The organism is Anaeromyxobacter sp. Red801, from assembly GCF_049201065.2.
In the GTDB taxonomy this organism is placed as follows: Bacteria; Myxococcota; Myxococcia; order Myxococcales; family Anaeromyxobacteraceae; genus Anaeromyxobacter.
Map to the genome: position 1 here is coordinate 3,142,676 of NZ_CM181236.1, position 24,523 is coordinate 3,167,198.

Genomic DNA, 24,523 nt, shown 5'->3' on the forward strand with positions numbered 1-24,523 from the left:
CCGACCCTACCGCGCGCGGCTGACGCCCGAGGGCGCCGCCGCGGTCACTCCTCGCGGTAGACCGCCAGCGAGCCCTCGTTCTCCCAGACGTCCACGCGGGACACCGTCACGCGCCCGCCCTCCAGCTCGGCGAGGCGCCGCGACATCTCCTGGTAGAAGAACCGGGCGATGAGCTCGGCGGTGGTGTTCTCCTGGTCGAACGGAGCCACCTCGTTGACGTTCTGGTGATCGAAGCGGGACCCGACCTCCGCGACCAGCCGCTGCAGGTCGGCGAAGTCGATCACCATCCCGATCCGGTTCAGCGCCGAGGCGCGCGCGTGCACGCGGACGCGCCAGTTGTGGCCGTGCAGCCGCTCGCACTTCCCGCCGTGGAAGCGGATCTGGTGCGCGGCGCTGAAGACGAAGTCCTTCGAGATCTCGTAGACGGGACTGCCCATGCGCGCGGCAATATACCCGGGCACCGGCCGGCGTGCACCCCGCTTCGGCCGCGGCGCCGCCGGCGCGAACCGCCGGGGCGGGAAAGGGCTCCCAGGGACCATGAGCGGACACGGACACCACGGCGGCGGGCACGGACATGGCGGCCACCAGCACGGGCACGGGCACGGCGATCACGCGCCGGGCCGGGACCGGCACGGGAACCCGGAGGACCTCGCCGCATACCTCGCCAAGCTGGAGGGCGCGGACCGCGCCGAATGGCAGAAGCCGGACGCGGTGGTGGAGGCGCTCCGGCTGCCGGAGGGCGGCGTGGCGTGCGACGCGGGCGCCGGCCCCGGCTACTTCTCGCTGCGGATGGCGCGCGCGGTGGGGCCGCGGGGGCGCGTGTACGCCGTCGACGTCGAGCCCCGGATGATCGAGCTCCTGCGCGAGCGGACCCGCGCCGCCGGCGTCGAGAACGTGCACCCGCTGCTCTCCACCGACGGCGCGCCGGCCCTGCCGCCCGAGCCGTGCGACGCGATCCTCGTCGTCAACACGTTCCACCACTTCCACGACGGCGCCGCCGACCTTCGCCGGCTCGCCTCGCGCCTGAAGCCCGGCGGGCGGCTCGTGAACGTGGACTTCCAGCCGGGCGAGCTCCCGGTCGGCCCGCCGCCGGATCACAAGGTGTCGCGCGAGGACTTCCTCGCCGCGGCGCGCGAGGCCGGGCTGGAGCTGGCGGAGGAGCACGCGTTCCTGCCGTACCAGTACTTCCTGTCGCTGCGGCGCGCCGGCTGAGCGCACGGCGCGCGCGATCAGCGGCCGAGGAGCGCGCGCACGGCGCCGGCGGGATCGTCGCCGGTGAGCCAGGCGCGGATGGCCGCGACGCCGTGCGCGCCCGCGGCGCGCACCTCGGCGACGCGCGACGGGTCCACCCCGCCGAGCGCGACCAGCGGGAGCCCGAGCCGCGCCGCCGCGCGCAGCGCGCCGACGCCCACCGGCGCGCCGTAGGGCCGCTTCGAGGGCGTGTCGTAGACCGGCCCGAACGTGGCGAAGCTCGCCCCGCCCGCGCGGGCGCGGAGCACGTCCGCCTCCGAGTGGCACGAGACGCCCAGCAGGGCCGCGGGGCCGAGCAAGCGCCGCGCGTCCGCCGGCGAGACGCCCGCCGACGGGAGGTGGACGCCGTCGGCCCCCGCCGCGAGCGCCACGTCCAGCCGATCGTTCACGAGCAGCCGCTGGCCCGCGTCGCGGCAGACCGCGGCGAGCGCGCGCGCGAGGCGCAGCAAATCCAGACCGCAAAGGTCCTTCTCTCGCAGGTGGATCGCGGCGATCCCGGGGGGCAGCCCGCGCAGGGCCGCCGCCGCGCGGGCCGGCAGCGAGGAAGCGAGCCGCCGGTCCGTGATCAGGTGGACAACGGGGACCTCCATCCGTAATCTCCGCCTCCGGCAGCATCCTGCGCGAGGAGAGCATCCGTGTCGAGCGATCTCCAGAGCTTCCTCGCCTTCCTGGAAGCGCAGAAGGCGAAGCAGGCCCCCCGTTTCCCGTCGGTGAAGTTCGACAAGGTGCTGTCCTTCATGGGCACCACCAGCCTCGGCGGCACCTACAACGCGGTCTCGGTCAACCGCGTGCTCGGGATCGAGCCGGGCCCGACCGGCCGCGAGCTGCGCCTCCGCCTCGCCGGGCCGCTGGCGCGCACGCCGGCCCGCGGCGAGTGCATCACCGTCCACCTCACCCGCGTCGAGCAGTACCAGGGCTTCCAGGTGAAGACCCGCGCGCTCTCGGTGAACTCGGTGGCGGCCGACCTCCTGGAGGAGGACCGCGACGGCCTGGTGGTGAAGGGCGCCTCGATCTTCACCGTCCACCACAGCCCGTACACGCTCAAGTTCTTCGAGAACGTGCCGTTCGAGGAGCTGGTGCAGATCGTGGGGAGCGTCCGCTACGCGCTGGTCGGCGTGGGCGAGACCGCGAACATCTCGCCGCGGTTCATCTTCCACCACGAGGTCCGCGACGGCCGCCTCACCCTGTTCCACGGCGACGGGCTCGCGCTGAAGACCTACATGAACCTGAAGTCGAACCGGCTCGAGACGCGGGCCGTGATCGACCTCGACACGTACCGCGGCCACGCGCTGCGCGGCACCGTGGAGGAGTTCGCGCCGCACCAGCACCCCGAGGCGTACGACAAGATCTGCCGCGGGTACACCGCCGGTGGATGGGGCAAGCCCTCGCGCGTCTTCCGGTCGGTCATCGACGACGTCGCGCCGCTCGAGCCGGCCGGGTAGCGCAGCTCGCTCGGCAGGCGCGGGCCCTTCGACTCCGGCGGGCCTGCGGCCCCTTCGACTCCGGCGGGCCTGCGGCCCGCCTACGCTCAGGGTGAGCGGATCGCAACCCGCTCATCCCGAGCGTAGCGCGGCCGCCAGGCCGTGCGGAGTCGAGGGAGGATTCGAGGGAGGGAGGACGGCTCAGGTCCCGATGAGCCCGCTCATCGGCGAGGACGCCGCGGCGTGCAGCTTCATCGGGATCCGGCCGGCCAGGAACGCCTTCCGGCCGCCCTCGACGCCGGCGCGCATGGCCTCCGCCATGAGCACCGGGTCCTTCGCCTCGGCGATGGCGGTGTTCATGAGCACCGCGACCGCGCCCAGCTCCATCGCGAGCGCCGCGTCGCTGGCCGTGCCCACGCCCGCGTCCACCAGCACCGGCACCTTCACCGTCTCCATGATGATGCGGAGGTTGTACGGGTTGCGCAGGCCGAGGCCCGAGCCGATGGGCGCGCCGAGCGGCATCACCGCGGCGCAGCCGGCGTCCTCGAGCTTCTTCGCGGTGACCGGGTCGTCGTTCGTGTACGGCAGGACGGTGAAGCCCTCCTTCACCAGCACCTTCGCCGCCTGGATCAGCCCCTCCACGTCGGGGAACAGCGTCCGGCGGTCGCCGATGACCTCGAGCTTCACGAGGTCGCCCATCTCCAGCTCGCGGCCGAGGCGCGCGGTGCGGATGGCCTCCTCGGCGGTGAAGCAGGCGGCGGTGTTGGGCAGCAGCTTCATGCCCTTCGGGATCCAGGCGAGCAGCGACTCCTCGCCGTGCTTCGACAGGTCGAGCCGCCGCACCGCGACCGTCACCACCTCGGCGCCCGAGGCGGCGAGCGCCCGCTGCATGGTGGGGAAGTCGGGGTACTTGCCCGTGCCCACCAGCAGGCGGCTGGTGAACGCGTGCGCGCCGATGCTCCAGGTGTCCGCCATGGCCTACCCTCCTCCGACGAAGGCGACGATCTCCACCGAGTCGCCCGGACCGATCCGGTGGGCCTCGTAGCGGTCCTTGGTGACGACCGCCTCGTTGACCTCGACGGCCACCCGCGGCGCCTTCACGCCGAGGTGCGCGAGGAGGCCGGCGACCGTCAGTCCGTCGGGGATCTCCCGGAGCTCTCCGTTCAGCCTCACCTGCATGGTGCGGGGGATCTAGCAACGGCGGCGCCGCCGCGTCAAACGCCGCGGGCCGCGGGCGCGGCGGGGGCGCCCGGCGCGTGACAGTCTCAGCCTATCAGCGCCATCGCGACGATGTCTTGGAGTTATCAGTCGGGCGGCGGCATCCTCCTTCGCGTCCGAGAGGAGGACCTGAACATGACGACCACGACCCGTACCCAGCCCCCCGCCACCCCGCCCGCCCGCGCCGCCCGCCGCGACCTGTACCGCAGCCCGAGCGCGCTCCCCGAGGCCGACCGCCGCCGCATCGCGGACGCCCTCGTCGCCACCCTCGCCGACGGCATCGACCTGCAGACGCAGGCGAAGGTCGCGCACTGGAACGTGAAGGGGCCGGGCTTCGCCCAGCTCCACGCGCTCTTCGAGGAGCTCGCCACCGCGCTCGCCGCCCACTCCGACGACCTCGCCGAGCGGGCCGTGACCCTGGGCGGCCGCGCCGCCGGGACCGCGCGCGAGGTGGCCGCGGCGAGCAGCGTCCCCGAGCTGCCCGCGGGCGCCGTCCGCGACCTCGAGCTGGTCGCGCTGCTCGCCGACCGGATCGAGGCGTACCTCGGCGGCCTCCGCGCCGCGCAGGCGCTCGCCGAGGAGCACGGCGACCCGGAGACGGTGGACCTGCTCACCGGCGTCATCGCCGGCGTCGAGAAGCACGGCTGGTTCCTCCGCGCCACCCTGGGCGAGTGAGCCGCGCGCGGAGGGAGCGGGCGGATCGGGGCGCGGGGCGCTACACTGCGCGCGTGATCCCCGGCTCCCCTCCCCCCGCCCGCCTGGCCCGCCTGGCCCGGCCCGCCGCGGCCGTGCTGCTCGTCGCGGCCGTGGCGGCGCTCGCCACGCTCGCGCCCGCCCCGGCCACCCGCGCGCTGGAGGCGCTCCGCCAGAGCGCGCCCGCCGCGGCGGCGGCGCTGGCCGCGGCCTACGTGGCGGGCGGCCCGCTCATGATCCCCGCCCCGCTGCTCCACCTCGCCGCCGGGTTCGCGCTCGGGCCGGTGTCCGGCACGCTGCTCGCCGTCCCGGCCAGCACCGCGGGCGCGTGCGCCGCGTTCGCGGCGGGGCGCTGGCTGGTGCGCGGGCGCGCCGCCCGGCTCGCCGCCCGCTCGCCCGCCCTGGCGGGCCTCGACGCCGCGCTGGGCGCCTCCGGCTTCCGCGTGGTGCTGCTGCTCCGGCTCGCGCCGCTGGCGCCGTTCACCGTCCTCAACTACCTGCTCGGCGCCACCCCGGTGCCGCTCCGCGCGTTCGCGCTCGCCTCCCTGCTCGGGAGCGCCCCGGGGCTGATCGTGTCGGTGTACGTCGGCTCGCTCGCCGCGGACGCCGCGGCGCTGCGCGCGACGCTCGACGCCGGCCGCGGCGGGGCCGGCGCGCTGATCCTCCCGGCGCTCGGCACCGGCGCCGTCCTGCTCGCCATCTCCTGGGTGCTGCGCCGCTCGCTCGCGGCCGCGTCCGCCCGCCCCGCCATCCCGCCGCGCTGACTCAGGTCCCGCGCCCGGCCGGCGCCGGGAGCACGCCGCGCGCCTCGAGCGCCGCCCGGAGCGCCGCGCTCGCGGCGGCGTGCGTCGCCTTCCACTCGGCGTGCGCGTCCGGCCCGACCCGGTTCGCCACCGCCAGGGCCGCGGCCGCCGGCACCCCCGCAGCGTGGCAGGCGGCGAACACGCCGGTCAGCTCGAGGTGCTCCGCCGCGGCCACCGCCGCGAGCGCGCGGGCGCCCGCCGCGGTGCGGGTGATGGCGGGCGGCACCGCCACCGCGTGCGCGGGGAACGGCAGGTCCCAGCCCGCCGGCCAGCGCACCCGCTCGATCGCCGGCCGGTACGCCCGCCCCTCCACCTCGTCGAGCGAGGTCGCGACGGCCTCGGACGCGGAGAGCAGGTCGCCGGGCGCGAGCCGCGCGTCGTAGGCGCCGCAGGTCCCGACGAACAGCACGCGCGCCGGCGCGTGCAGGGCGACGAGCCGCGCCGTCTCGAGCGCCGCGGCGACGGCGCCCACCCCGGTGACGCCCGCGATCCAGCCGGGCGGGGGCGCCGCGTCGAGGCCCGCCAGCTCGGGCGGGAAGGCGGCGAGGAGCAGGCTGGGGCGTTCGGCCATGCCGCATCGTAGTCCACCGCGGGGTGCCGCGTGCGGGCTACGAGCGGGCCGGCGCCGGCGCCGGGGCGTGCGCCAGCTCGACCTGGGCGCCGCGGCCGTTCGAGGCGACGTCGGCGGAGCCGGTGGGGACCGCGAGCGTGAAGAGGAAGCCTGCTTCGAGGGCGATGGCGAGAGCGACGATTGCGAGGGCCTTCATGTCCAACCTCCGTTGGCCTTTCCTACGGAGAGAGGCCGGGCCTATTTCGACGCGACGGCGCGCGCCCCTCCTGGCCGCGGGCGTCACGGACCGGTCCGCCGCGCCTCCGGGAAGGGACGGCGTGGCGCCGGGGGAGGCGCCGCTTGCCGGTCGCCCCACCCCGTGCTTTCGTCCCTTCCCGTTCACCCGAGGGAGATCCGCCGCATGCGCCCGACCCCTGCTCCGCTGCTCCTCGCCGCCGCCGCCGCCATCGCAGCCCTGGCCCTGGCCGCGCCCGCCTCCGCCGCGCCGCCGCGCGCCGGCGCGGGCGACGTGCTGCCCTTCCCCGCCGCCGAGCGGACGCTCCCGAACGGCCTGAAGGTGATCGTGGTGCCGACCGGCTTCCCGGACCTCGTGTCGGTCCAGATCCCGATCCAGACCGGCTCGCGCAACGAGGTCGAGCCCGGCAAGACCGGGTTCGCGCACTTCTTCGAGCACATGATGTTCCGCGGGACGAAGGCCTACCCGCCGGACGCGTACCAGGCCGTGCTCACGCAGATCGGCGCGCGGCAGAACGCGTACACGAGCGACGACTCACCAACTACCACACCACCTTCGCGAAGCAGGACCTGGAGAAGGTCCTCGAGATCGAGGCGGACCGCTTCCAGCACCTCGACTACTCGGTGGAGGGCTTCAAGACCGAGTCGCGCGCCATCCTCGGCGAGTACAACAAGAACGCCTCCAACCCGCTGGTGAAGCTGGAGGAGGTGCAGCGCGACGCCGCGTTCCGCGCGCACACGTACAAGCACACGACCATGGGCTTCCTCGCCGACATCGAGGACATGCCGAACCAGTACGACTACTCGCGCACGTTCTACGCGCGCTGGTACCGGCCCGAGCACGCGACGGTGATCGTGGCCGGCGACGTGAAGCCGGAGCAGGTGTTCCCGCTCGTCGAGCGGTACTTCGGCGGCTGGAAGCGCGGCGACTTCCAGGCGCGGATCCCCGCCGAGCCCGCGCCGCAGGGACCGGTCTACGCGCACGTGCCGTGGACCACGCCGACGCTGCCGTGGGTCACCGTGGCGTTCCACGGCCCCGCGTTCTCCGAGACGGGCAAGGACTGGGCGGCGGTGGACCTCCTGTTCGACCTGCACTTCGGCGAGACCTCCGACGTGTACCGGAAGCTGGTGGTGGACGAGCAGAAGGTGGACGCGCTGTTCACCGACACCGGGCCGAACGTGGACCCGGGGCTGGTCACCGTCTACGCGCGGCTCAAGAAGGCGGAGGACGCGCCGTACGTCCGCGACGTGATCCTGAAGGCGTTCGCGCAGGCCCGCGCCGCCGCGCCGGACGCGAAGAAGCTCGCCGACCAGAAGTCCCACGGCCGCGCCGCGTTCGTGCGCCGGCTCGACTCCACCGACGCCATCGCGGGGATCGTGGCGCGCTTCGCGCACTTCCGGCGGTCCTACGCCACGGCGAACCAGCTCTTCCGCACCTACGCGTCGCTCCAGGGCGCCGACCTGCTCGCCGCGGCGCGCCGCTACTTCACCGACGCGGGCCTGGTGGTGACGACGCTCGCGAAGGACCCGCTCCCGGCCGCCGTGAAGGCGCAGCCCGCGCTCGCGTCGCTCGAGCCGCGGCCGCCCGCGCCGGCCGGCGTGCCGGTCACGCTGCTCCCCTCGAAGCTCCCGGTGGTCACGGTGAAGCTCGTGTTCCCGGCCGGCAGCGCGAAGGACCCGAAGGGCAAGGAGGGCCTGGCCGCGCTGGCCGCCGACATGCTCGCCGCCGCGGGCTCGCAGCGCATGCGCCTCGACGAGATCCGCGAGGCGCTGTACCCGCTCGCCGCCAGCCTGGACGCGCAGGTGGACAAGGAGATGGCCACCCTCACCGGCCGCTTCCCCGCCGACGGCTGGCGGCGGTTCGCGGACGTGGCGCTGCCGCAGCTCACCGAGCCCGGCTTCCGCGAGGAGGACTTCCGGCGCATCAAGGACGAGCACCTGAACGCGCTCGTGCAGGACCTGCGCGAGTCGAACGACGAGGAGCTGGCCAAGGAGCGGCTGCAGGCGAACGTCTTCGCCGGCACGCCCTACGGCCACCCCGCCATCGGCACCGTGGCGGGCATCCAGGCGGTGACGCTCGACGACGTGAAGGCGTTCGTGAAGGCCCGCTACGCGCGGCCGGACGTGCTGGTCGGCGTGGGCGGCGACGCGCCGAAGGCGTTCCTCGAGCGGCTCCAGGCGGAGCTGGGGCGGCTGCCGGTCGCGCCGGCCGAGCCGGCGCCCGCCGTGGCCGGGCGGCGGCCGAAGGGGATCGAGGTGGAGCTCGTCGAGAAGGACACGCGCGCCACCGCCATCTCCTTCGGCCTGCCCATCGCGGTGACCCGCGGCCACCCGGACTTCCCGGCGCTCTGGCTCGCCAAGACCTGGCTGGGCGAGCACCGCTCGTCCACCTCGCACCTCTACCAGCGCATCCGCGAGACGCGCGGGATGAACTACGGCGACTACGCCTACGTCGAGGCGTTCCCGCGCGGCATGTTCCAGTTCTTCCCGGATCCGAACCTGGCCCGGCGGGCGCAGCTGTTCGAGGTGTGGATCCGGCCGGTGCAGCCGCAGAACGCGCAGATGGCGATCCGGATCGCGCTCCACGAGCTGCGCAAGCTGGTGGACGAGGGGCTCTCCGAGGCAGACTTCGAGGCCACCCGGGCCTACCTCATGAAGAACGTGTACGTGATGACCGCCCGGCAGGAGCAGCAGGTCGGGTACGCGCTCGACTCGCGCTGGTACGGCATCCCGGAGTTCACGCGCTACCTGCGCGACGGGCTCGCGAAGCTCACCCGCGAGGACGTGAACCGCGCCATCCGCACCCACCTCTCCGCCACCGACCTCTCGTTCGTGATCGTCACGAAGGACGCGAAGGGGCTCGCGGCGGCGCTCGCCGCGGACGGGGTCTCCACCGTCAAGTACGACGCCGAGAAGCCCGCCGCGCTCCTCGAGGAGGACCGGGTCATCGGCGCGATGAGGCTCGGCATCCGGCCGGACGCCATCCGCGTCACGCCGGCCGCCGACGTCTTCGCCCGCTGACCGGGCAGGGCCCGCGGCGCGCCGCCCGGCGCGGCCGCCGCGGGCGCCACCGACCGCCCCGTCCCCGTCGCGCGCGTGGGGGCGGCGCGCACACGCCTGCCCCGACGCGGCCGCACGAGCGGCTGCCGCCGGGATCCGGATGCTGGTACAGTGGCCGCTCCGGTATCGCGGGATACCGGGCGGCGCGGCGGGAACCTCCGCGCGCCGCGGCGTGGGCGGGCGCGTGGGCGCCCCGGGTGGCGGGAGGCGGTGCGGATGGGCGGGGTGTCTCAGGTTGCGTCGCGCGCGGGCTCGGCCCGGCCGCAGCTGACGCGGTTCCACCAGCGGGTTGCGGCGGAGGCGCTGACCGCGCGCGGCGGGGGCGGCACGTCCCGGCTCGCCCCGGCGCTGGCCCACTCCGCGGTGGACCTGAACCCCCACCAGATCGAGGCGGCCGCGTTCGCGCTGGCCGCGCTCCCCACCGGCGGCGCGGTGCTGGCCGACGAGGTCGGCCTCGGGAAGACGGTCGAGGCGGGGCTGGTGCTGGCGCAGCTCGCGGCCGAGGGGAAGCCGCGCGCCGTCATCCTGGTGCCGGCCTCGCTGCGCGCGCAGTGGCGCGAGGAGCTGCGGTCCAAGTTCGGCCTCGAGGCGGACGTGGTGGACGGCGACACCTGCCGCGAGCGCGAGCGCCAGGGGCTGAAGACCAACCCGTTCGACACCGGCGGGATCGTCATCTGCTCGCACCCGTTCGCCGCGCTCCGCGCCGCCGAGGTGGAGCGTGTGCACTGGGACGTGGCGGTCATCGACGAGGCGCACCGGCTGCGCAACGCCTACCGCAAGGACCACCGCACCGGGCAGGCGCTGCGCCGCGCGCTGCGCCGCTCGCCCAAGCTCCTGCTGACGGCCACCCCGCTCCAGAACGACCTCATGGAGCTGCTCGGCCTGGCGGCGTTCATCGACGACGCGCTGCTCGGCAACGAGGAGACGTTCCGGCTCCAGTACGCCTCCGGCGAGCTCACCGAGGACAAGGCCGCCGACCTGAAGGCGCGGCTGGCGCCGGTGGTGGTGCGCACCCTGCGCCGGCAGGTGAAGGAGTACGTCAAGTACACCGCCCGCCGCTCCATCGTGGAGGACTTCGCCCCCACCGCGCAGGAGCAGGAGCTGTACGACCGCGTCTCCGAGTACCTGCGGCGCGAGGACGCCTACGCCATCCCCATGGCCCGGCGCGCGCTGTTCGTGCTGGTGTACCGGAAGATCCTGGCGTCCTCGTCGTTCGCGCTCGCGGCCACGCTGGACCGGCTCGCCGACACGCTCGACCAGAAGATCGCCGGCGTCGAGTGCACCGCCCAGGCCGACCTCCTGCTGGAGATGGACGGCTTCGCCGAGGAGGTGGAGGAGCTGTTCGACGAGGACGGCGCGCCGCAGAAGCCGAAGGGCCAGCTCGCCCTGCGCCGCATGAACGACGAGCTCGGCGAGCTGCGCGCCTGCGCGCGGCTGGCGCGCGAGATCAAGGTCAACGCGAAGGGCGACGCGCTGGTGCGCGGGCTCGACCGCTGCTTCACCGTGGCCAAGGCGTGCGGGTGGCCGGAGAAGGCGGTGGTGTTCACCGAGTTCCGGCGCACGCAGGACTACCTGCGGCGGCTGCTCGAGTCGAAGGGCTACAGCGTCACCTGCCTCTCCGGCGACGTGGGCGGCACCGAGAAGCGCGCCGCGCTGGTGGAGGAGTTCCGCGACCGCACCCAGATCCTGCTGATGACCGAGGCGGGCGCGGAGGGGCTCAACCTCCAGTTCTGCAACCTGGTGGTCAACTACGACCTGCCCTGGAACCCGCAGCGCGTCGAGCAGCGCATCGGCCGCTGCCACCGCTACGGCCAGCAGCGCGACGTGCTGGTGCTGAACTTCCTCAACCGCTCCAACGCGGCCGACGCGCGCCTGTTCGACCTGCTCTCGCAGAAGCTGGCGCTGTTCGACGGCGTGTTCGGCTCGTCCGACGAGATCCTGGGCGCGCTCGGCACCGGCATCGACTTCGAGAAGCGGGTGCTGGACATCTACCAGTCCTGCCGCTCCGGCGAGGAGATCGACCGCGCGTTCTCGAAGCTGCGCGGCGAGCTGGACGACCGGATCTCGGCGCGCTTCGCGGCGGCCCGCGCGCTCCTGTTCGAGCGGTTCGACGGCGAGGTGCGCGGCCGGCTCCGGGTGGCGGAGAAGAACGCCAAGGAGGCGGTGGCCCGGCGCGAGGCCGACGAGGAGGCGCTGGTCGCGGCCGCGTTCGAGGAGGAGTCGGCGGCGCCGCCGCCGGAGGAGCCCGCTCGCGGCCGCACCCGCCGCGCGAAGCTGGTCCAGGCGGCGGCGGAGCGGATCCGCGCCCGGCCGCAGGACGCGGTCTCGTTCCTGGAGCTCCCGAACCGCCTGCTGCCCGCCTCGCTGGGCAAGCTGGCCGGGCGCGAGGGCTGGTGGTTCGCCTACAAGTACGCGTTCGACGCGCTCGTCTCGGAGGAGCGGGTCGTCCACCTGGTCCTCTGGTTCGACGGCGAGCGGTTCCACGCGCTCTCCACCGAGGACGCCGACGCGTTCGCGGCGCTGCCGGCGGAGGAGACGCAGGCGGGCCCGCGCGGCGCCACCGTGTCGATCGGCGAGGCGCAGGAGCAGGCGCTGGAGGCGTTCCACCAGGCGCTGGTCGCCGACCTGCAGGAGCGGATCGGCGCCGCCTACGACGCCTCCCGCGACCGCTGGGACCGCGCCGTGGAGGACGCGCTCGCCGCGCCGCGCAAGGCGGTCGAGGACGCGCGCGCCGCCTGGGGCCGGGCGCGCGGCGCGCTGGGCGACCGCTCCGACCTGCCGCTGCGGGATCGCCGGGCGCTCCTGGAGCGGGCCGAGCGCGAGTACCGGCGCAAGCTGGACGACCTGCGCGCGGTCGAGGCGCAGCGCTACGCCGAGAAGGACCGCGCCGTCGCCGACCTCAAGAAGCGCTCCGAGGTGAAGGAGCGCCGGACCCTGGTCGCGACCGCGTACTGGCGCTGCGTGTGACCTAGCGCGCCGGCGCCGAGCCGGTGCCGGCGGCCGCCGCCGTCGCCGGCGCCACCAGCTCGAAGCGGATGGGCACCGCCACCCGGCCGCCGCCCGGCGCCGCCAGCGTGGCGAGCGCGCGCTGCACGCAGGTGGACAGCTCCGGCGTCCCGGTGGAGTCGGCGGCCACGCCGATCCGGCCGCCGCCCAGCTCGACCACCAGCACCCCGTCCACCGCCGGATCCCGGCGCAGCGCCTCCGCGTAGCAGGCCTGCAGGTCGCCGGCGCGGGTCAGCACCGCGCGCTTCGCGTCCGACGGGCCGGCGATGGGCTCGCCCACGTCCACCCTGGGCGTGGCGCCCTGCGCCGCGGTCGCGAGCGGGCGATCCGCGCCGGCCCCGCCGCGGGCCAGCGCCGCGCCGCCGTCGGTCCAGGCCCACTCCACCGGCTCGACCGGCAGCGTGAAGGTCTTGCCGCGCGGGTCGGCGCCGCAGGTCGCGTCGTCGGGGAGGTCGAAGGTCAGCTCCAGCGCGAGCCGGCCGGCGCGCTGCGCCTCCAGCACGCGGCGCGCGGCGCCCGCGTCGGCCTCCACCGGCAGCCCGCGCTCCTCGCTCGGCCACAGCCGCGACCCGCCCTCCGCCACCGGCAGCACGCCGGGCTCGGCCAGCGAGAGCCGCCGCTCGCTCGCGTCGTACGGCGCGAAGGGCAGCCGGGCGGCGGGGAGCGTGATGGCGTAGCGCGCCACGATGGCGGCGTCGCGGTCGGCGTCGTGGCGGGCCTCGGCCTCGCCCCGCTCCACCGCGTCGCCGCGCGGGCGGAGCCGCTCCGGCGGGGTGAGCGCCCGGCACAGCGCGGCCAGGTCCTCCGCGGAGCGGATGGCGCGCGGCGAGGGCCCCGGGGTCCCGGCGTGGCGGACGGCGGGGACGGCGGCCTTCCCGCCCGCGGGGGTTGCGGCGGTGAGCAGCGCGGCGACGAGGGCGAGCGTCATGATGCTGGAGGGTAAGGACCGTGGAGCGCCGGCGGCGAGGTCAACGCCCCACGCGGATCCGGAGCGCACCCGGGAGGATCGTGAACCGCGCCGGCAGGCGGCCCGGCGACTCGCCGTCGGAGTCGATGCGCACGCGCGCCCCCTCCAGCGGCTCGGCCTCCAGCGTGCGCGCCCGCAGCACGCGGGTGTTCTCGAGGCGCACGTGGGTGCCGTCGTAGAGCATGGGGCGCTTCGCGACGAAGTCGCCCATGCCGAACGCCTTCCACACCACCACGTCGAACACGCCGTCGTCCATGCGCGCGTCCGGCGCCACCATCATGCCGCCCCCGAAGTAGCGCCCGTTGCAGACCGAGATGGCGGTGATCCGCTCCTCGTGCCACGGTCCGCCGTCCACGCGCCACCGCACCGGCTGGTCCGACCAGCTCATCAGCGCGCGCGCGGAGGCGAGCATGTAGGACAGCTTCCCGCTGGGGAGCTTCAGCCCGCGGTTCACCAGCGCGCTCACCTCGCCCGACACGCCGAACCCGGCCACGTTGGCGAAGTGGCGCGTGACCGGCGCGCCGTCCGGGCCCGCCAGCTCCAGCCGCCCCAGGTCGAGCACCGCCACGTCGCGCGAGGCGAGCGTGCGCGCCGCCGAGTCCACGTCGGGGTCGATGCCGAGCGTGCGGCACAGGTCGCCGCCGGTGCCGCGGGGGATGAACCCGAAGTGCGCCTCGGGATCGCGCGGGCCGGTCTCGCCGGTGAGCCCGTCGATGACCTCGCTGGCGGTGCCGTCGCCGCCCACCGCCACCACCAGCTTGCCGCCCGAGGCGAGCGCCTCGCGGGCCAGCCGCACGCCGTCGCCGCGCGCCCTGGTGAAGGCGCACTCGAAGTCGCCGATGGAGGCGCGCACCGCGCGGGCGATCCGGTCGAAGTGGCGGCCGGTGCGGCCGGAGGCGCTGGCTGGGTTGACGATCAGGAAGGGCTTCACCGCTCGGGATCATATCCCGGGACGGCCCGCCGCGGCGCGGCGTCGCGCGTCACGCGGCGCGCGTACGCCCCGGCGGCGGCGCCCCACCCGGCACGGTGCGGGCGTCCTGCGCGCCCCGGGCGGCCCGCAGCGTCGCGCCGGCCTCGGCCCTCGCCCGCAGCGCCCGGACCACGCGCGCGATGGGCACGCCCGTCGGGCACCGCGCCTCGCACGCGCCGCAGCCGTCGCAGGCCTCGAGCGCCGCCGCGGACAGGGCCAGCTCCGGCCCGGCCCGGCCGTGGAGCCGGAAGGCCGCGTGCAGCCCCAGCGCGCGCACCGCCGGTGCGGCCCGCGCCAGGTCGCAGGCGGGCTCGCACAGGCCGCAGGAGATGCAGGCCGAGGCGGCCTCGTCCACCTCCCGATCCTGGAGGAGCGTCGGGAGCAGCCCCTCGGACACGTACGCCGCCCGGAACCGCTCCAGCCCGGGCCCGCGCGCGCGCAGCCGCTTCAGCGGGTGCGCCACGAGGGCGCGGTAGGCGAGGTAGGCGAGCGCGCGCGGCGAGGCCATGGAGCGAGTGTAGCAGCCGGCGCGCCGGCGGCACCTGTGACGTGGGGTCCCCCGCGCTCAGCCCCGCGCCGCCGCGGCGCGCCCGGCCAGCCAGCCGGTGAGGATGGCCACGCCCAGGCCGGTCCCGTCGCTCGCGTGCTCGTGGCCGCCCACCAGCGCGCCCGCCGCGAACAGCCTCGGGTGGACCGGCCGGCCGCGCCCGTCGAGCGGTCGGAGCGACGGATCCACGCGCAGGCCGGCGGAGAGCAGCGGCTGGGGCGCGCGCCGGTCGCGGACGGTGAGCGAGGTGGCGGGCCGTCCCGCGAGGTGCACCCCCGCGTCGTGCCCCTCGGCGGCCTCCACCGGCAGGCCCAGGGTCCGCTCCGCCAGCGCCCCGTGCCGCACCAGCCCGCCGCCCACGAACCGCCCGGTGGCGAGCACCCAGCTCCCCGCCAGGATCGCGGCGTCGCCCACCTCGACCCGGTCGCCCGGCGCGCCGCCCGCCGCCCGCAGCTCGCCGGTCACCACCGTCACCCCGGCGCGCGCCAGCCGCGCCTCGAGCGCCGCCTGCAGCCGGAGCCCGGGGACGCTCGGGACGTCGGAGAGCGTCTCCGCCACCGGCACGCCCGCCACGGCCGCCACGCGCTCGGGGACGTGCGCCGCGGGCGAGAGCCCCAGCACCGGCGGGAGCAGCACCGCCGCGGCGCCGCGCGCGCCGTTCGCGAGCGCCGCCCGCAGCCGCTCCCCCAGCCGCTCGGCCTCGCCGGGCGGCTCCAGCGCGCGGGCCAGCTCGTGCGGGCGCGCCCACGGGTCGAGGCCGGGCAGCTCCACCTCCAGCTCGCGCACCTCCGGGCCGCCGCGGCCGGCGTGGCGGCCGAGCCCGTCCGCGACCAGCGAGGCGTCGAAGCCGAGGTGCCCGCGGAGCCCGGCCACCGCCAGCGGCCCGGCCACCGCGAGCAGGTCGCCCGGCTCGGCCGCGCGCTGGCAGGTGGCCGCCGCGACCACCTCGCCGGTGGGCGTGGCGAGGAAGCGCGGGCGCTCCAGCACCGGCGCGAGCAGCGGATCGAGCGCGCGCACCGCGAAGTCGAGCGCGTCGGGGAGCAGCACCAGCCCCTCGCCCACCGCGGCGTAGGGGTGCCCGGGGCGCTGCCGCGCCAGGCGACGCGCCGACTCCACCGGCCCGCGCCGCCAGGAGAGCGGGTCGCCGGGGAGCGCGGACAGGTCCGGCGCCACGCCCACCGAGCCGGAGGAGAGCGCGGTCGCGCCGGGCGCGCGCCGCACCAGCGCCACCTCGCAGCCGGCCGCCCGCGCCGAGAGCGCCGCCAGGGCGCCGGCCATGCCGCCGCCCACCACCAGCACGTCGGCCCGCACCGTGCGCGACGGGGTCACGGCGCCTCCCAGGGGCCGCAGCCGCCGCGCAGCAGCTCCTCGGCGGCGAGCTGCGCGCCGTCCAGCACCGGCCGCCGCTCGCGCCAGCCCTGGTCGAGCAGGTCGGAGAGCTCCGCCCGGACGCGCTCGGGCGGCCAGGACAGCTCGCGGCCGGCGAGCTGCGCGCCCACCCGCGCGCAGTCGAGGCCGCCGCAGGCGCCCACCGCCAGCCGGCAGCGCCGCCGCAGGTCCTGGAGCCGCCGCACCTGCTCGTGGCGCGCGCAGTAGACCACCTCGGCCGCGAGGATGCCCTCGTCTCGGCACAGCACCAGGCCGAGGCGCCGGTCGTCGCGGACCATGCCGCAGATCTCCCGCGCGCGCCCGCCGTGCCGGTACACCAGCCGCGCCGCCACCGCCGCGTCCACCGGGAACTCGCGCGCCAGCGCGGCCGGATCGGGCACCTCGTCGCCGCCGGGCAGCGGCTCCTGGTGCGTGCGGCAGGGCGTGACCGGCCGGCCGAGCAGCGCCTCGATGCGGTCGGCGGCCTCCTCGGACTGCGCCCGGTACGAGGCGAGCTTCCCGCCCACGATGGAGAGCAGCCCGGCCGCGCCGTCGGCGGCGCCGTCGAGCAGCTGGTGCTCGCGCGAGAGCGCGTCCTCGTTCGGCCCGTACGCGTACACCGTGGTGCGCAGGCCGCACCAGGCGCGCGTGATCCGCGCCCGCCGCACGCCGGGGACGAGCGAGGCGGCGCCCTCCAGCAGGTACTCCACCTCGTCCTGGGTCGCCTCGAGGTCGTCCGGGTCGCCGTACCAGTCGTCGTCGGTGGTGCCGACGATCGACTCGTTCTCGTGCGGCATGAGGAACATCTGCCGCCCGTCCACCGCGGTGCAGATGACGCCGTAGCTGGACCAGCGGCGGTCGAGCGTGAGGTGCACGCCCTTGCCCGGGCGCATCGGCACCCGCACGCCGCTCGCGCGCGCCAGCGCCGGGGACCACGCGCCCGCCGCGTTGAACACCACCGGCGCCCGCGCCTCGCCCTCCTCGCCGGTGAGCGCGTCGCGCCAGCGGACGCCGCGCACCCGCCCGCCCTCGGTGAGCAGCTGGCGGACCTCCGTCCAGGTGCGCAGCTCGGCGCCGTGCGCGCGGGCGGAGAGCGCGTTCAGCGCGCAGAGCCGGAACGCGTCGATGCCCCACTCGTCCAGCGTCACCGCGCCGTGCAGGCCGGGGCGCAGCCCGGGCTCGAGGCGGTACAGCTCCTCGGCGGTCAGCCGCGTGGAGGGCCGCCCGCGCTTCAGCGGCTGGTACAGGTCGTAGGTGCCGACGTAGACCTCGGTGGCGTACCAGGCGGCGCGCTCGGCGAGCGTGGCGCCCTCGGCGCGCGAGCCGAACGGCATCAGGAACGGGATGCGGAACAGCAGGTGCGGGGCGATCCGCTGGATGTACCCGGAGTCCCGGCAGGCCAGCTCGGTGACCTTCCGGTCGGAGAGCATGTAGCGGATGCCGCCGTGGATCATGCCCGAGCTGTTGCCGCTCGCGCCGACCCCGAAGTCCGACTTCTCCAGCAGCAGCACCCGCAGCCCGCGCATGGCGCAGTCGCGGGCCGTGCCGGTCCCGTTCACGCCGCCGCCGACGATGATGACGTCGTGCTCGCCCATCGCGCGCGCCCCCGGCCCCGGAGCGTAGCCCGGACCGGGGGCGCGGTCGCGCGAAAGGTGAGGCGCCGGGGACGGCCGGCCGCGGCGGCGCGCCGCGGGACGGGCGCGACCTACTTCGGCTCGAACGTGCTCTTCACGTACAGCTCGCGCAGCTGGCGGCCGTCCACGTCGCCGGGGGCGCCGGTCATGAGGTCGGTGCCCTTCTGCGTCTTGGGCCAGGCCACCACGTCGCGGAGCGACTCGGCGCCGGTGAGGAGCATGACCAGGCGGTCCATGCCGAGCGCGATGCCGCCGTGCGGCGGCGCGCCCATCTTGAGCGCGTCGAGCAGGAAGCCGAACTTGTTGCGGGCCTCCTCGTCGGTGATGCCCATGGCCTTGAACACCCGCGCCTGGACCTCGGGGTCGTGGAGGCGGATGGAGCCGCCGCCGATCTCGAACCCGTTCAGCACCAGGTCGTAGCGGTAGCAGTTCACCTTGCCCGGGTCGCTCTCGAGGAACTGGAGGTCGGAGTCGTGCGGCCGCGTGAACGCGTGGTGCGCGGCGGCCCACTGGCCGGACTCCTCGTCGTACTCGAACAGCGGCGGGTTCACCACCCACAGGAAGCGCCAGGCGCCGCCCGAGCCGTACTCGGGGATGAGGCCCATGCGCTTGGCGAGGTGCACGCGCAGGTTCGCCATCACCGTGTGGACCACCGACTCCTTGCCGAACTGGAACAGGAGCAGGTCGCCCGGCTTCGCCTCGCAGGCCTCATTGACGGCCTGGCGGAGCGCGGGGGTGATGGTCTTCGCGAGCGGCGACTGGGTCCACTCGCCGCCCTCGCCGACCTTGGCGCGGGCGAGCCCCTTCGCGCCCATGCCCTTCACGTACTCCTCGAGCTTGTCGATCTCGGTGCGCGAGAAGTTCGCCGACGCGGGCACGCGCATCGCCTTGACGATGCCCTTGGCCTTCACGGCCTCGTCCATGAGCGGGACGCCGCCGCCGTCGTGCTGGCGCACCAGGTCGGTGAGCACCACGTGCGGCATGTCGAAGCGGAGGTCGGGCTTGTCGTTCCCGTACTTCGCCATCGACTCCTCGAACGGCATGCGCTGGAACGGGCGCGGGATCTCGATCCCGAGCACCTCCTTCCAGAGCTTCACCACCAGCCCCTCCAGCACGTCGAACACGTCGTTCTGCTCCACGAACGACATCTCGACGTCGATCTGGGTGAACTCGGGCTGGCGGTCGAGCCGGAGGTCCTCGTCGCGGAAGCAGCGGACGATCTGGAAGTACCGGTCGAAGCCCGCCATCATGTACAGCTGCTTGAAGAGCTGCGGGCTCTCGGCGAGCGCGTAGAACTTGCCGGGGTTGAGGCGCGAGGGGACGAGGAAGTTGCGGGCGCCGCCCGGCGTGTACTTCACCATGAACGGCGTCTCGAGCTCGAGGAAGCCCTTGTCGGTGAAGTAGTTGCGGGTGAGGTGGTTCACCCTCGCGCGCGTCATGAGCGTCTGCTGCAGCGGCGCGCGGCGCAGGTCGAGGTAGCGGTACTGGAGCCGCTTCTCCTCGCTCGTGTCGATCCTGTCCTCGATCTGGAACGGCGCCGGCTCGGAGCGGTTGAAGATCTCGAGGTCGGAGGCGTGGACCTCGATCTCGCCGGTGGGGAGCTTCGGGTTCACGTTGCCGCCGCGCGACACCACCTTGCCGCGCACGCCGACGCAGTACTCGAGCCGGAGCTGGCCGGCGAGCTCGTGCACGTCGGGGCGGACGTCCTCCTCGAACACCACCTGGGTGAGCCCGCCGCGGTCGCGCAGGTCGATGAACACCGCGCCGCCGTGGTCCCGCCGGTTGTTCACCCAGCCGAACAGCACGACCTCCTTGCCGATGTCGGCCTTGGTGAGTTCACCGCAGGAGTGGGTTCGCTTGAGCTCGGTGATGAAGCGCGGCAAGGGGCGGGCCTCCGGACGTGGGGAAAGGCAGCTAACACTGCGGAACCTCAGGCGTCAAGGACGACCGCAGCCCTTCCGGTGCGCGCCGCCGCAGGCCCTCCCCGGCCTCGCGGGCATGTGGAAGTTTCAGCCCGGACCCTGGAATTCCTGCAGGGCGCCGCGGCGCGGAGCGGACGCGGGCCCGCCCGGCGGCGTGCCGGCGCTGGCCCCGTGGTTGCAGTCCCGGCGCCCGGGGAGGGAGGCATCGCATGGACGTGGACGAGGGCGGCGTCGGGATCGATCCGGTGTGCGGGCGGCCGGTGCTCCAGGAGGACGCCGAGGCGTTCGAGTACAAGAAGCGCCGGTACTTCTTCTGCTCGCGCCGGTGCCGGGAGCGCTTCGAGCGGCACGCGGAGCGGCTCCACATGGGCGAGCTCGCCAGGATGGGCGCGCTGTTCGGGGAGCGGCGCGGTCGCTGGGGCGTGGCCTGAGCACCCGCGCCGCGCGGGATTCCCCGAGATGACGGGCGCATGCGCCGCGCGGCGCGCACGTCCCTGATCCGGGCACTGGACCCCTCCGGCGGGCTGGACGCAGGATGGCGGTCCCCTTCGCCTTCCGTCCGCCTCCCCTCGCACCCGGAGACCCGCCCATGCCCGCGCCCTCGCTGCCGCAGCGCTTCCGCGCCTTCGTCGTCCGGGAGGGCGACGGCACCCGCTCCGCCGGCTTCGAGGAGCTGCCCGCCTCGGCGCTGCCCGAGGGCGAGCTGACGGTCGCGGTCCGCTACTCGAGCCTCAACTACAAGGACGCGCTCGCGGTCACCGGCAAGGGCAAGGTGATCCGGAAGTTCCCCATGGTCCCGGGCATCGACCTCGCCGGCACCGTGCTCGAGTCCCGCGATCCCTCCTTCCAGCCGGGCGACGAGGTGCTGGTGACGGGCTGGGGCATCGGCGAGGCCACCTTCGGCGGCTACGGCGGCCTGGCGCGCGTCCGCGCCGAGTGGGCGCTGCCGCTCCCGCGCGGCCTGACCGCCCGGCGCGCCATGGCGATCGGCACCGCCGGCTTCACCGCCGCGCTCTGCGTGGACGCCCTGGAGGACGCCGGCGTGCGCCCCGGCGGCCGGCCGGTGATCGTCACCGGCGCGGCCGGCGGCGTCGGCAGCGTCGCCGTCGCGCTGCTGGCGCGCGCGGGGTACGAGGTCGCCGCCTCCACCGGCCGCCCCTCGGAGCGCGCCTTCCTGGAGTCGCTGGGCGCCTCGCGCATCGTGCCGCGCGAGGAGCTGGCGAGGCCGGGCACGCGGCCGCTCGAGTCGGAGACGTGGGCGGGCGGCGTGGACGCGGTGGGCGGCGCGGTGCTGGCCACCGTGCTCCGCCAGACCGCCTACCGCGGCGCGGTCGCCGCCTGCGGGCTCGCCGGCGGCACCGACCTGCCGGTCACGGTGCTCCCGTTCGTGCTCCGCGGCGTGCGCCTGCAGGGCGTGGACTCGGTGATGGCGCCCCAGGCGCCGCGCGCGCGGGCCTGGGGCCGCATCGCGCGCGATCTCACCGCCGACCACATCGACGCGCTCACCACCGAGATCCCGCTGGCGGAGGTGCCGGCCTGGAGCGAGCGGATCCTCGCCGGCCAGGTGCGCGGGCGCGCCGTGGTCGCGGTCGCGCCCTGAACGGCGGTTCGTGAGCGGCGCCCCGGCGGGCTCGCTGCGCTCGCTCATCGGCCACCTGCGGTGCCGCGCCTCAGCGCGCCGGCCGCAGGTCCTTCAGCTTGAGCTGCAGCCGGCGGGTGCCGTCCCACTCGTCGAAGCCGATGGTGAACGCGGCGTCCACCGGGCCCCCGCACGCCGGCGCGCGGTCGCCCATGCCGAAGCCGATGGCGTCGAGCCCGCGCCCGAGCGCGAGCTTCAGGTGCGCGCCCCCCGCCCCCACCGTCCGCGCGCGCGCCGCGGCGCCGCGCAGCGCGAACACCGGCTCCGGGTGGCCGGCGCCGAACGGCCCGAGCCGCGCCAGCCCCTCGGCGGCGTCCTCGGTGACCTCGGCGTCGCCCACCCAGCCGTCGATCCGGCAGCGCGGCACCAGGTCCTCGTCGGCGATGGTGGCGGCGGCGTGCGCCTCGAACGCGGCGCGGAACGGCTCGACCTGCGCCCGCTCCACCGTGACCCCGGCGGCGTGCCGGTGGCCGCCGAAGCGGGCCAGGTGGCCCGAGCACGCGGCGAGCGCGTCGTAGAGGTGGAAGCCCTCGATCGACCGCCCGCTCCCCTTCCCGGCGCCGTCCTCCAGCGCCACCAGCACCGCCGGGCGGTGGAAGCGCTCGACCACGCGCGACGCGACGATGCCCACCACGCCGGCGTGCCAGCCGTCGCGGGCCAGCACCAGCCCGCGCGCGCCGGCGGCCACGCGCGCCGCCGCATCGGCGAGCGCCTGCTCCAGGATGCGCCGCTCGATCTCCTGCCGCGCCTGGTTCTCGCGATCCAGCTCGTCGGCGAGCGCCTGCGCGGCCGCCGCGTCGCCGGACAGGAGCAGGCGCACGCCGCGCCCCGCGTCGTCGAGCCGGCCCGCGGCGTTGATGCGCGGCGCGAGGCGGAAGCCCACCTGCCCGGCCGTGATCGGCGTCCCGTCCGCGATGCCGGCCACGCGCTTCAGCGCGCGCACGCCCGGGCGCCGGCTGGTCGCGAGCTGCTCGAGGCCCCAGCGCACCAGGATCCGGTTCGCGCCCACGAGCGGCACCACGTCGGCGACCGTGCCGAGCGCGACGAGGTCGAGCACCTCCTTCAGGTTCGGCTCGGGCCGGGCCGGGCCGAAGCGGCCCCGCTCGCGGAGCCGGCGCCGGAGCGCCATGGCCAGCGCGAACGTCACGCCGACCGCGGCCAGGTCCTTCGACGGGTAGGCGCAGCCGGGCTGGTGGGGGTTGAGGATGGCGGCGGCCGCCGGCAGCTCCACCGGGACGGTGTGGTGGTCCACCACCACGGTGTCGACGCCCAGCCCGGCGGCGACGCGCACCTCGTCCACGCTCGTGATGCCGCAGTCGAGCGTCACCAGCAGGCGGACGCCCTGCGCGGCCAGGCTGCGGACCGCCTCGCCGTTCAGGCCGTAGCCCTCCACCAGCCGGTGCGGCGTGTAGGTGACGACGTCGGCCCCCGCCGCGCGCAGGAACCCGCAGAGCAGCGCGGTCGAGGTGACGCCGTCCACATCGTAGTCGCCGTAGCAGGCGATGCGCTCGCCGCCCTCCAGCGCGCGCACGATCCGCTCGACCGCGGCCTCCATGCCCTTCATGCGGAACGGGTCGGGCAGGTCGGCGAGGCGGGCGGCCAGGAAGGCCTCGGCCTCCGCCGCGTCGCCGCGGACGCGCGCCGCCAGCACGCGCGCGGCCAGCGGGTGCAGGTCCAGGGCGGCGGCCAGCTCCGCCGCGCGCGCCGCGTCCACCGCCGCCTCCACCCACCGCTTCCCGGTCGCGACCGACACGGTCCGCTCGGTAGCACGCCGCCCTGACAGGGCGGCGGCCGGGCGCGGGGGCGCGGCCGCGCGCGCGGAGGGCTCGCGCGCCCGCAGGCGGTGCGGCGCGCGCTCCGGGCCGGGCGGGAGGGCATGCCCAGGTTTCGGACCGCCGCGCAGACGCGCGAGACGGGAGGACGCATGAAGCACGCAGCGAGATGGATCCTGGCCGGCGCGCTGGCCGCGACGGTGCTGGGCGGCGCGTACGCGCAGAGCGGCGGCGCGGGCGGCACCGGGACCGGCACGTCCGGCACGCCGGGCTCCGCGGGGACCGGCACCGGCACCGCGGGGACGGACGCGACCGGCACCGGCACGATGGGCACGGGCACGACCGGGACCGGCACCGACGGCACCGGCACGTATCCGCCGCCGGCGGACGCGGGCACGACCGGCGCGCCGGGCACGGGCACCGGCACGGACGCGTATCCGCCGCCGACCGGCACGGGCACCGGCAGCGACACGACGGGGACCGGCACCACCGGCACCGGCACCACCGGCACCGGCACCACCGGCACCGGCACCGACGGCACCGGCACCGACGGCACCGGCACCACCGGAACGCCGGGCACGGGCACGGGCACGGGCACGGGCGGCACCGACGCGTACCCGCCGCCGGCGGGCACGGGCACGGACACGAACGGCGCGGGGACGACCGGCACGACCGGGACCACCGGCACGGGCACCTACCCGCCGCCGGCCGGCACCGGGACCGACACGGGCGACGCCGGCACGACCGGCGCCGCCGGGACCGGCACCGCGGGGACGGGCGCGCAGGGCACCGGCACCGCCGGCGGCGTGCAGCGCTGACGGGGGCGCCGCGGCTGCCTCCATCACGGAAAGTGGACGGAAGCGGCCGCGGCTCAGCCGCGGCTCAGGAGGCCGCGCGCCGCCTCGCCAGGGCGGCCTCGATCGCGGCGACCAGGCGCGCGGGCTCGAACGGCTTCCGGAGGAACACGTCGGCGCCGGCCCGGCGGAACGCCTCCTCCGCGTGCTCGTCGCCCGACATGCCGACGAGCACGGGGTGGTGCCGGCTGGGCGCGTCGTGCACCGCGCGGATGACCTCGCCGCCGAGCCGCCCGGGCAGGCGGTGATCCACCACCCAGACGTCCGCAGGCGGCAGATCGGCGAGCTGGAACACGCCGGCCTGCGCAGGCAGGCCGATCACCGCGTGGCCCATCCGCCGGAGCACCTCGACGAGCAGCTCGCGCAGATCGGCGTCGTCGTCGATGACGACGATGCGCAATCCGGCCCTGGAACCGCTCGCCCCCATGCCGCATGCATGCGCGCTCCGCGCCGATACGCGAACCCCCCGCGCGGGGTCGCTCCTCGTGATTGCGGAATCGGTGGCGCGGCGGTTCACCCACCGGCTGCGTCCCGTCGCCCGCTTCACTGAGGGTGTGCGGCCCGCGGCCGCGGCGCCGGCGTTCCGCGGGCGC

The 24,523-nt window shown here is 76.0% G+C and carries 24 protein-coding genes; 10 read left to right on the top strand and 14 right to left on the bottom strand.

From position 1 onward, the window contains the following. Positions 1–44: 44 nt before the first annotated feature. Positions 45–437, bottom strand: coding sequence for a 6-carboxytetrahydropterin synthase QueD (gene queD / locus ACOQFB_RS14490; RefSeq protein WP_059439394.1), 393 nt, complete (start codon positions 435–437; stop codon positions 45–47). Between the two features lie 100 nt (positions 438–537). On the opposite strand from queD, the gene ACOQFB_RS14495 reads away from it, so the two are divergent. Continuing rightward, positions 538–1,212 carry a class I SAM-dependent methyltransferase gene (locus ACOQFB_RS14495; protein WP_421609718.1) on the top strand — a complete coding sequence of 225 codons (675 nt, stop codon included), beginning with the start codon at positions 538–540 and terminating at the stop codon, positions 1,210–1,212. A gap of 17 nt (positions 1,213–1,229) precedes the next feature. Here ACOQFB_RS14495 and ACOQFB_RS14500 read toward each other — a convergent pair whose 3' ends face one another. Continuing rightward, a complete protein-coding gene (locus ACOQFB_RS14500) occupies positions 1,230–1,841 on the bottom strand; it encodes a thiamine phosphate synthase (protein WP_421609719.1) in 612 nt (203 codons plus the stop codon). A 45-nt stretch (positions 1,842–1,886) separates the two neighbouring features. Between ACOQFB_RS14500 and ACOQFB_RS14505 the strand changes: the two genes are divergently transcribed. Further along, positions 1,887–2,693, top strand: coding sequence for a hypothetical protein (locus ACOQFB_RS14505; protein ID WP_421609720.1), 807 nt, complete (start codon positions 1,887–1,889; stop codon positions 2,691–2,693). A 180-nt stretch (positions 2,694–2,873) separates the two neighbouring features. On the opposite strand, the gene ACOQFB_RS14510 is transcribed toward ACOQFB_RS14505, so the two are convergent. Together ACOQFB_RS14510 and thiS are read right to left on the bottom strand one after the other, a co-directional pair. Beyond that, the gene (locus ACOQFB_RS14510; RefSeq protein ID WP_059439390.1) at positions 2,874–3,647 is read right to left on the bottom strand and encodes a thiazole synthase; all 774 of its coding nucleotides are present in this window, start codon (positions 3,645–3,647) and stop codon (positions 2,874–2,876) included. Between the two features lie 3 nt (positions 3,648–3,650). Next, positions 3,651–3,851: a sulfur carrier protein ThiS gene (thiS, locus tag ACOQFB_RS14515; RefSeq protein ID WP_011421571.1), complete on the bottom strand. Its 201-nt coding sequence runs from the start codon at positions 3,849–3,851 to the stop codon at positions 3,651–3,653. 174 nt (positions 3,852–4,025) lie between these two features. Here thiS and dps point away from each other — a divergent pair, with 174 nt between their 5' ends. Both dps and ACOQFB_RS14525 read left to right on the top strand, forming a co-directional pair. Next, entirely contained in the window at positions 4,026–4,565 is a 540-nt protein-coding gene (gene dps / locus ACOQFB_RS14520) for a DNA starvation/stationary phase protection protein Dps (RefSeq protein ID WP_421609721.1), read from the top strand. A 53-nt stretch (positions 4,566–4,618) separates the two neighbouring features. Beyond that, complete coding sequence (locus tag ACOQFB_RS14525) at positions 4,619–5,347, top strand: VTT domain-containing protein (protein WP_421609722.1); 729 nt, start codon at positions 4,619–4,621, stop codon at positions 5,345–5,347. A gap of 1 nt (position 5,348) precedes the next feature. On the opposite strand, the gene ACOQFB_RS14530 is transcribed toward ACOQFB_RS14525, so the two are convergent. After that, positions 5,349–5,957 carry a phosphorylase family protein gene (locus tag ACOQFB_RS14530; RefSeq protein ID WP_421609723.1) on the bottom strand — a complete coding sequence of 203 codons (609 nt, stop codon included), beginning with the start codon at positions 5,955–5,957 and terminating at the stop codon, positions 5,349–5,351. Positions 5,958–5,994: 37 nt separating this feature from the next. Further along, on the bottom strand, positions 5,995–6,153 hold the full coding sequence (locus ACOQFB_RS14535; protein ID WP_421609724.1) for a hypothetical protein: 159 nt from the start codon (positions 6,151–6,153) through the stop codon (positions 5,995–5,997). Between the two features lie 204 nt (positions 6,154–6,357). Between ACOQFB_RS14535 and ACOQFB_RS14540 the strand changes: the two genes are divergently transcribed. The 3 genes from ACOQFB_RS14540 (at position 6,358) to ACOQFB_RS14550 (ending at position 12,218) form a co-directional block, all read left to right on the top strand. Next, a complete protein-coding gene (locus ACOQFB_RS14540; protein ID WP_494492261.1) occupies positions 6,358–6,888 on the top strand; it encodes an insulinase family protein in 531 nt (176 codons plus the stop codon). Next, positions 6,816–9,212: an insulinase family protein gene (locus tag ACOQFB_RS14545; protein WP_494492262.1), complete on the top strand. Its 2,397-nt coding sequence runs from the start codon at positions 6,816–6,818 to the stop codon at positions 9,210–9,212. Before ACOQFB_RS14540 ends, ACOQFB_RS14545 begins: the two co-directional genes overlap by 73 nt. A gap of 255 nt (positions 9,213–9,467) precedes the next feature. Further along, entirely contained in the window at positions 9,468–12,218 is a 2,751-nt protein-coding gene (locus tag ACOQFB_RS14550) for an SNF2-related protein (RefSeq protein ID WP_421609726.1), read from the top strand. 1 nt (position 12,219) lies between these two features. Here ACOQFB_RS14550 and ACOQFB_RS14555 read toward each other — a convergent pair whose 3' ends face one another. From ACOQFB_RS14555 to aspS, 6 genes are all read right to left on the bottom strand, one after another. Then, positions 12,220–13,185: a hypothetical protein gene (locus ACOQFB_RS14555; protein ID WP_421609727.1), complete on the bottom strand. Its 966-nt coding sequence runs from the start codon at positions 13,183–13,185 to the stop codon at positions 12,220–12,222. Positions 13,186–13,225: 40 nt separating this feature from the next. Next, positions 13,226–14,155: a diacylglycerol/lipid kinase family protein gene (locus tag ACOQFB_RS14560; RefSeq protein ID WP_421609728.1), complete on the bottom strand. Its 930-nt coding sequence runs from the start codon at positions 14,153–14,155 to the stop codon at positions 13,226–13,228. A 49-nt stretch (positions 14,156–14,204) separates the two neighbouring features. After that, positions 14,205–14,702 carry a 4Fe-4S dicluster domain-containing protein gene (locus ACOQFB_RS14565; RefSeq protein WP_059438900.1) on the bottom strand — a complete coding sequence of 166 codons (498 nt, stop codon included), beginning with the start codon at positions 14,700–14,702 and terminating at the stop codon, positions 14,205–14,207. Between the two features lie 57 nt (positions 14,703–14,759). Beyond that, entirely contained in the window at positions 14,760–16,070 is a 1,311-nt protein-coding gene (gene glpB / locus ACOQFB_RS14570) for a glycerol-3-phosphate dehydrogenase subunit GlpB (RefSeq protein WP_421609729.1), read from the bottom strand. After that, positions 16,067–17,704 (bottom strand): glycerol-3-phosphate dehydrogenase/oxidase, encoded by a 1,638-nt coding sequence (locus tag ACOQFB_RS14575; protein WP_059439151.1) that lies wholly within the window; start codon positions 17,702–17,704, stop codon positions 16,067–16,069. The genes glpB and ACOQFB_RS14575 overlap by 4 nt, the downstream gene beginning before the upstream one ends. A 110-nt stretch (positions 17,705–17,814) precedes the next feature. Continuing rightward, complete coding sequence (gene aspS / locus ACOQFB_RS14580; RefSeq protein WP_059439150.1) at positions 17,815–19,626, bottom strand: aspartate--tRNA ligase; 1,812 nt, start codon at positions 19,624–19,626, stop codon at positions 17,815–17,817. Between the two features lie 248 nt (positions 19,627–19,874). Here aspS and ACOQFB_RS14585 point away from each other — a divergent pair, with 248 nt between their 5' ends. Further along, positions 19,875–20,096: a YHS domain-containing protein gene (locus ACOQFB_RS14585; protein WP_059439149.1), complete on the top strand. Its 222-nt coding sequence runs from the start codon at positions 19,875–19,877 to the stop codon at positions 20,094–20,096. 158 nt (positions 20,097–20,254) lie between these two features. Further along, entirely contained in the window at positions 20,255–21,265 is a 1,011-nt protein-coding gene (locus tag ACOQFB_RS14590; RefSeq protein WP_421609730.1) for an MDR family oxidoreductase, read from the top strand. Positions 21,266–21,335: 70 nt separating this feature from the next. Here ACOQFB_RS14590 and recJ read toward each other — a convergent pair whose 3' ends face one another. Further along, the gene (gene recJ / locus ACOQFB_RS14595) at positions 21,336–23,057 is read right to left on the bottom strand and encodes a single-stranded-DNA-specific exonuclease RecJ (RefSeq protein WP_059439147.1); all 1,722 of its coding nucleotides are present in this window, start codon (positions 23,055–23,057) and stop codon (positions 21,336–21,338) included. A 171-nt stretch (positions 23,058–23,228) separates the two neighbouring features. On the opposite strand from recJ, the gene ACOQFB_RS14600 reads away from it, so the two are divergent. After that, complete coding sequence (locus tag ACOQFB_RS14600) at positions 23,229–23,894, top strand: hypothetical protein (RefSeq protein WP_421609731.1); 666 nt, start codon at positions 23,229–23,231, stop codon at positions 23,892–23,894. Between the two features lie 64 nt (positions 23,895–23,958). On the opposite strand, the gene ACOQFB_RS14605 is transcribed toward ACOQFB_RS14600, so the two are convergent. Beyond that, a complete protein-coding gene (locus ACOQFB_RS14605; protein WP_237757977.1) occupies positions 23,959–24,330 on the bottom strand; it encodes a response regulator in 372 nt (123 codons plus the stop codon). Between the last annotated feature and the right edge of the window lie 193 nt (positions 24,331–24,523).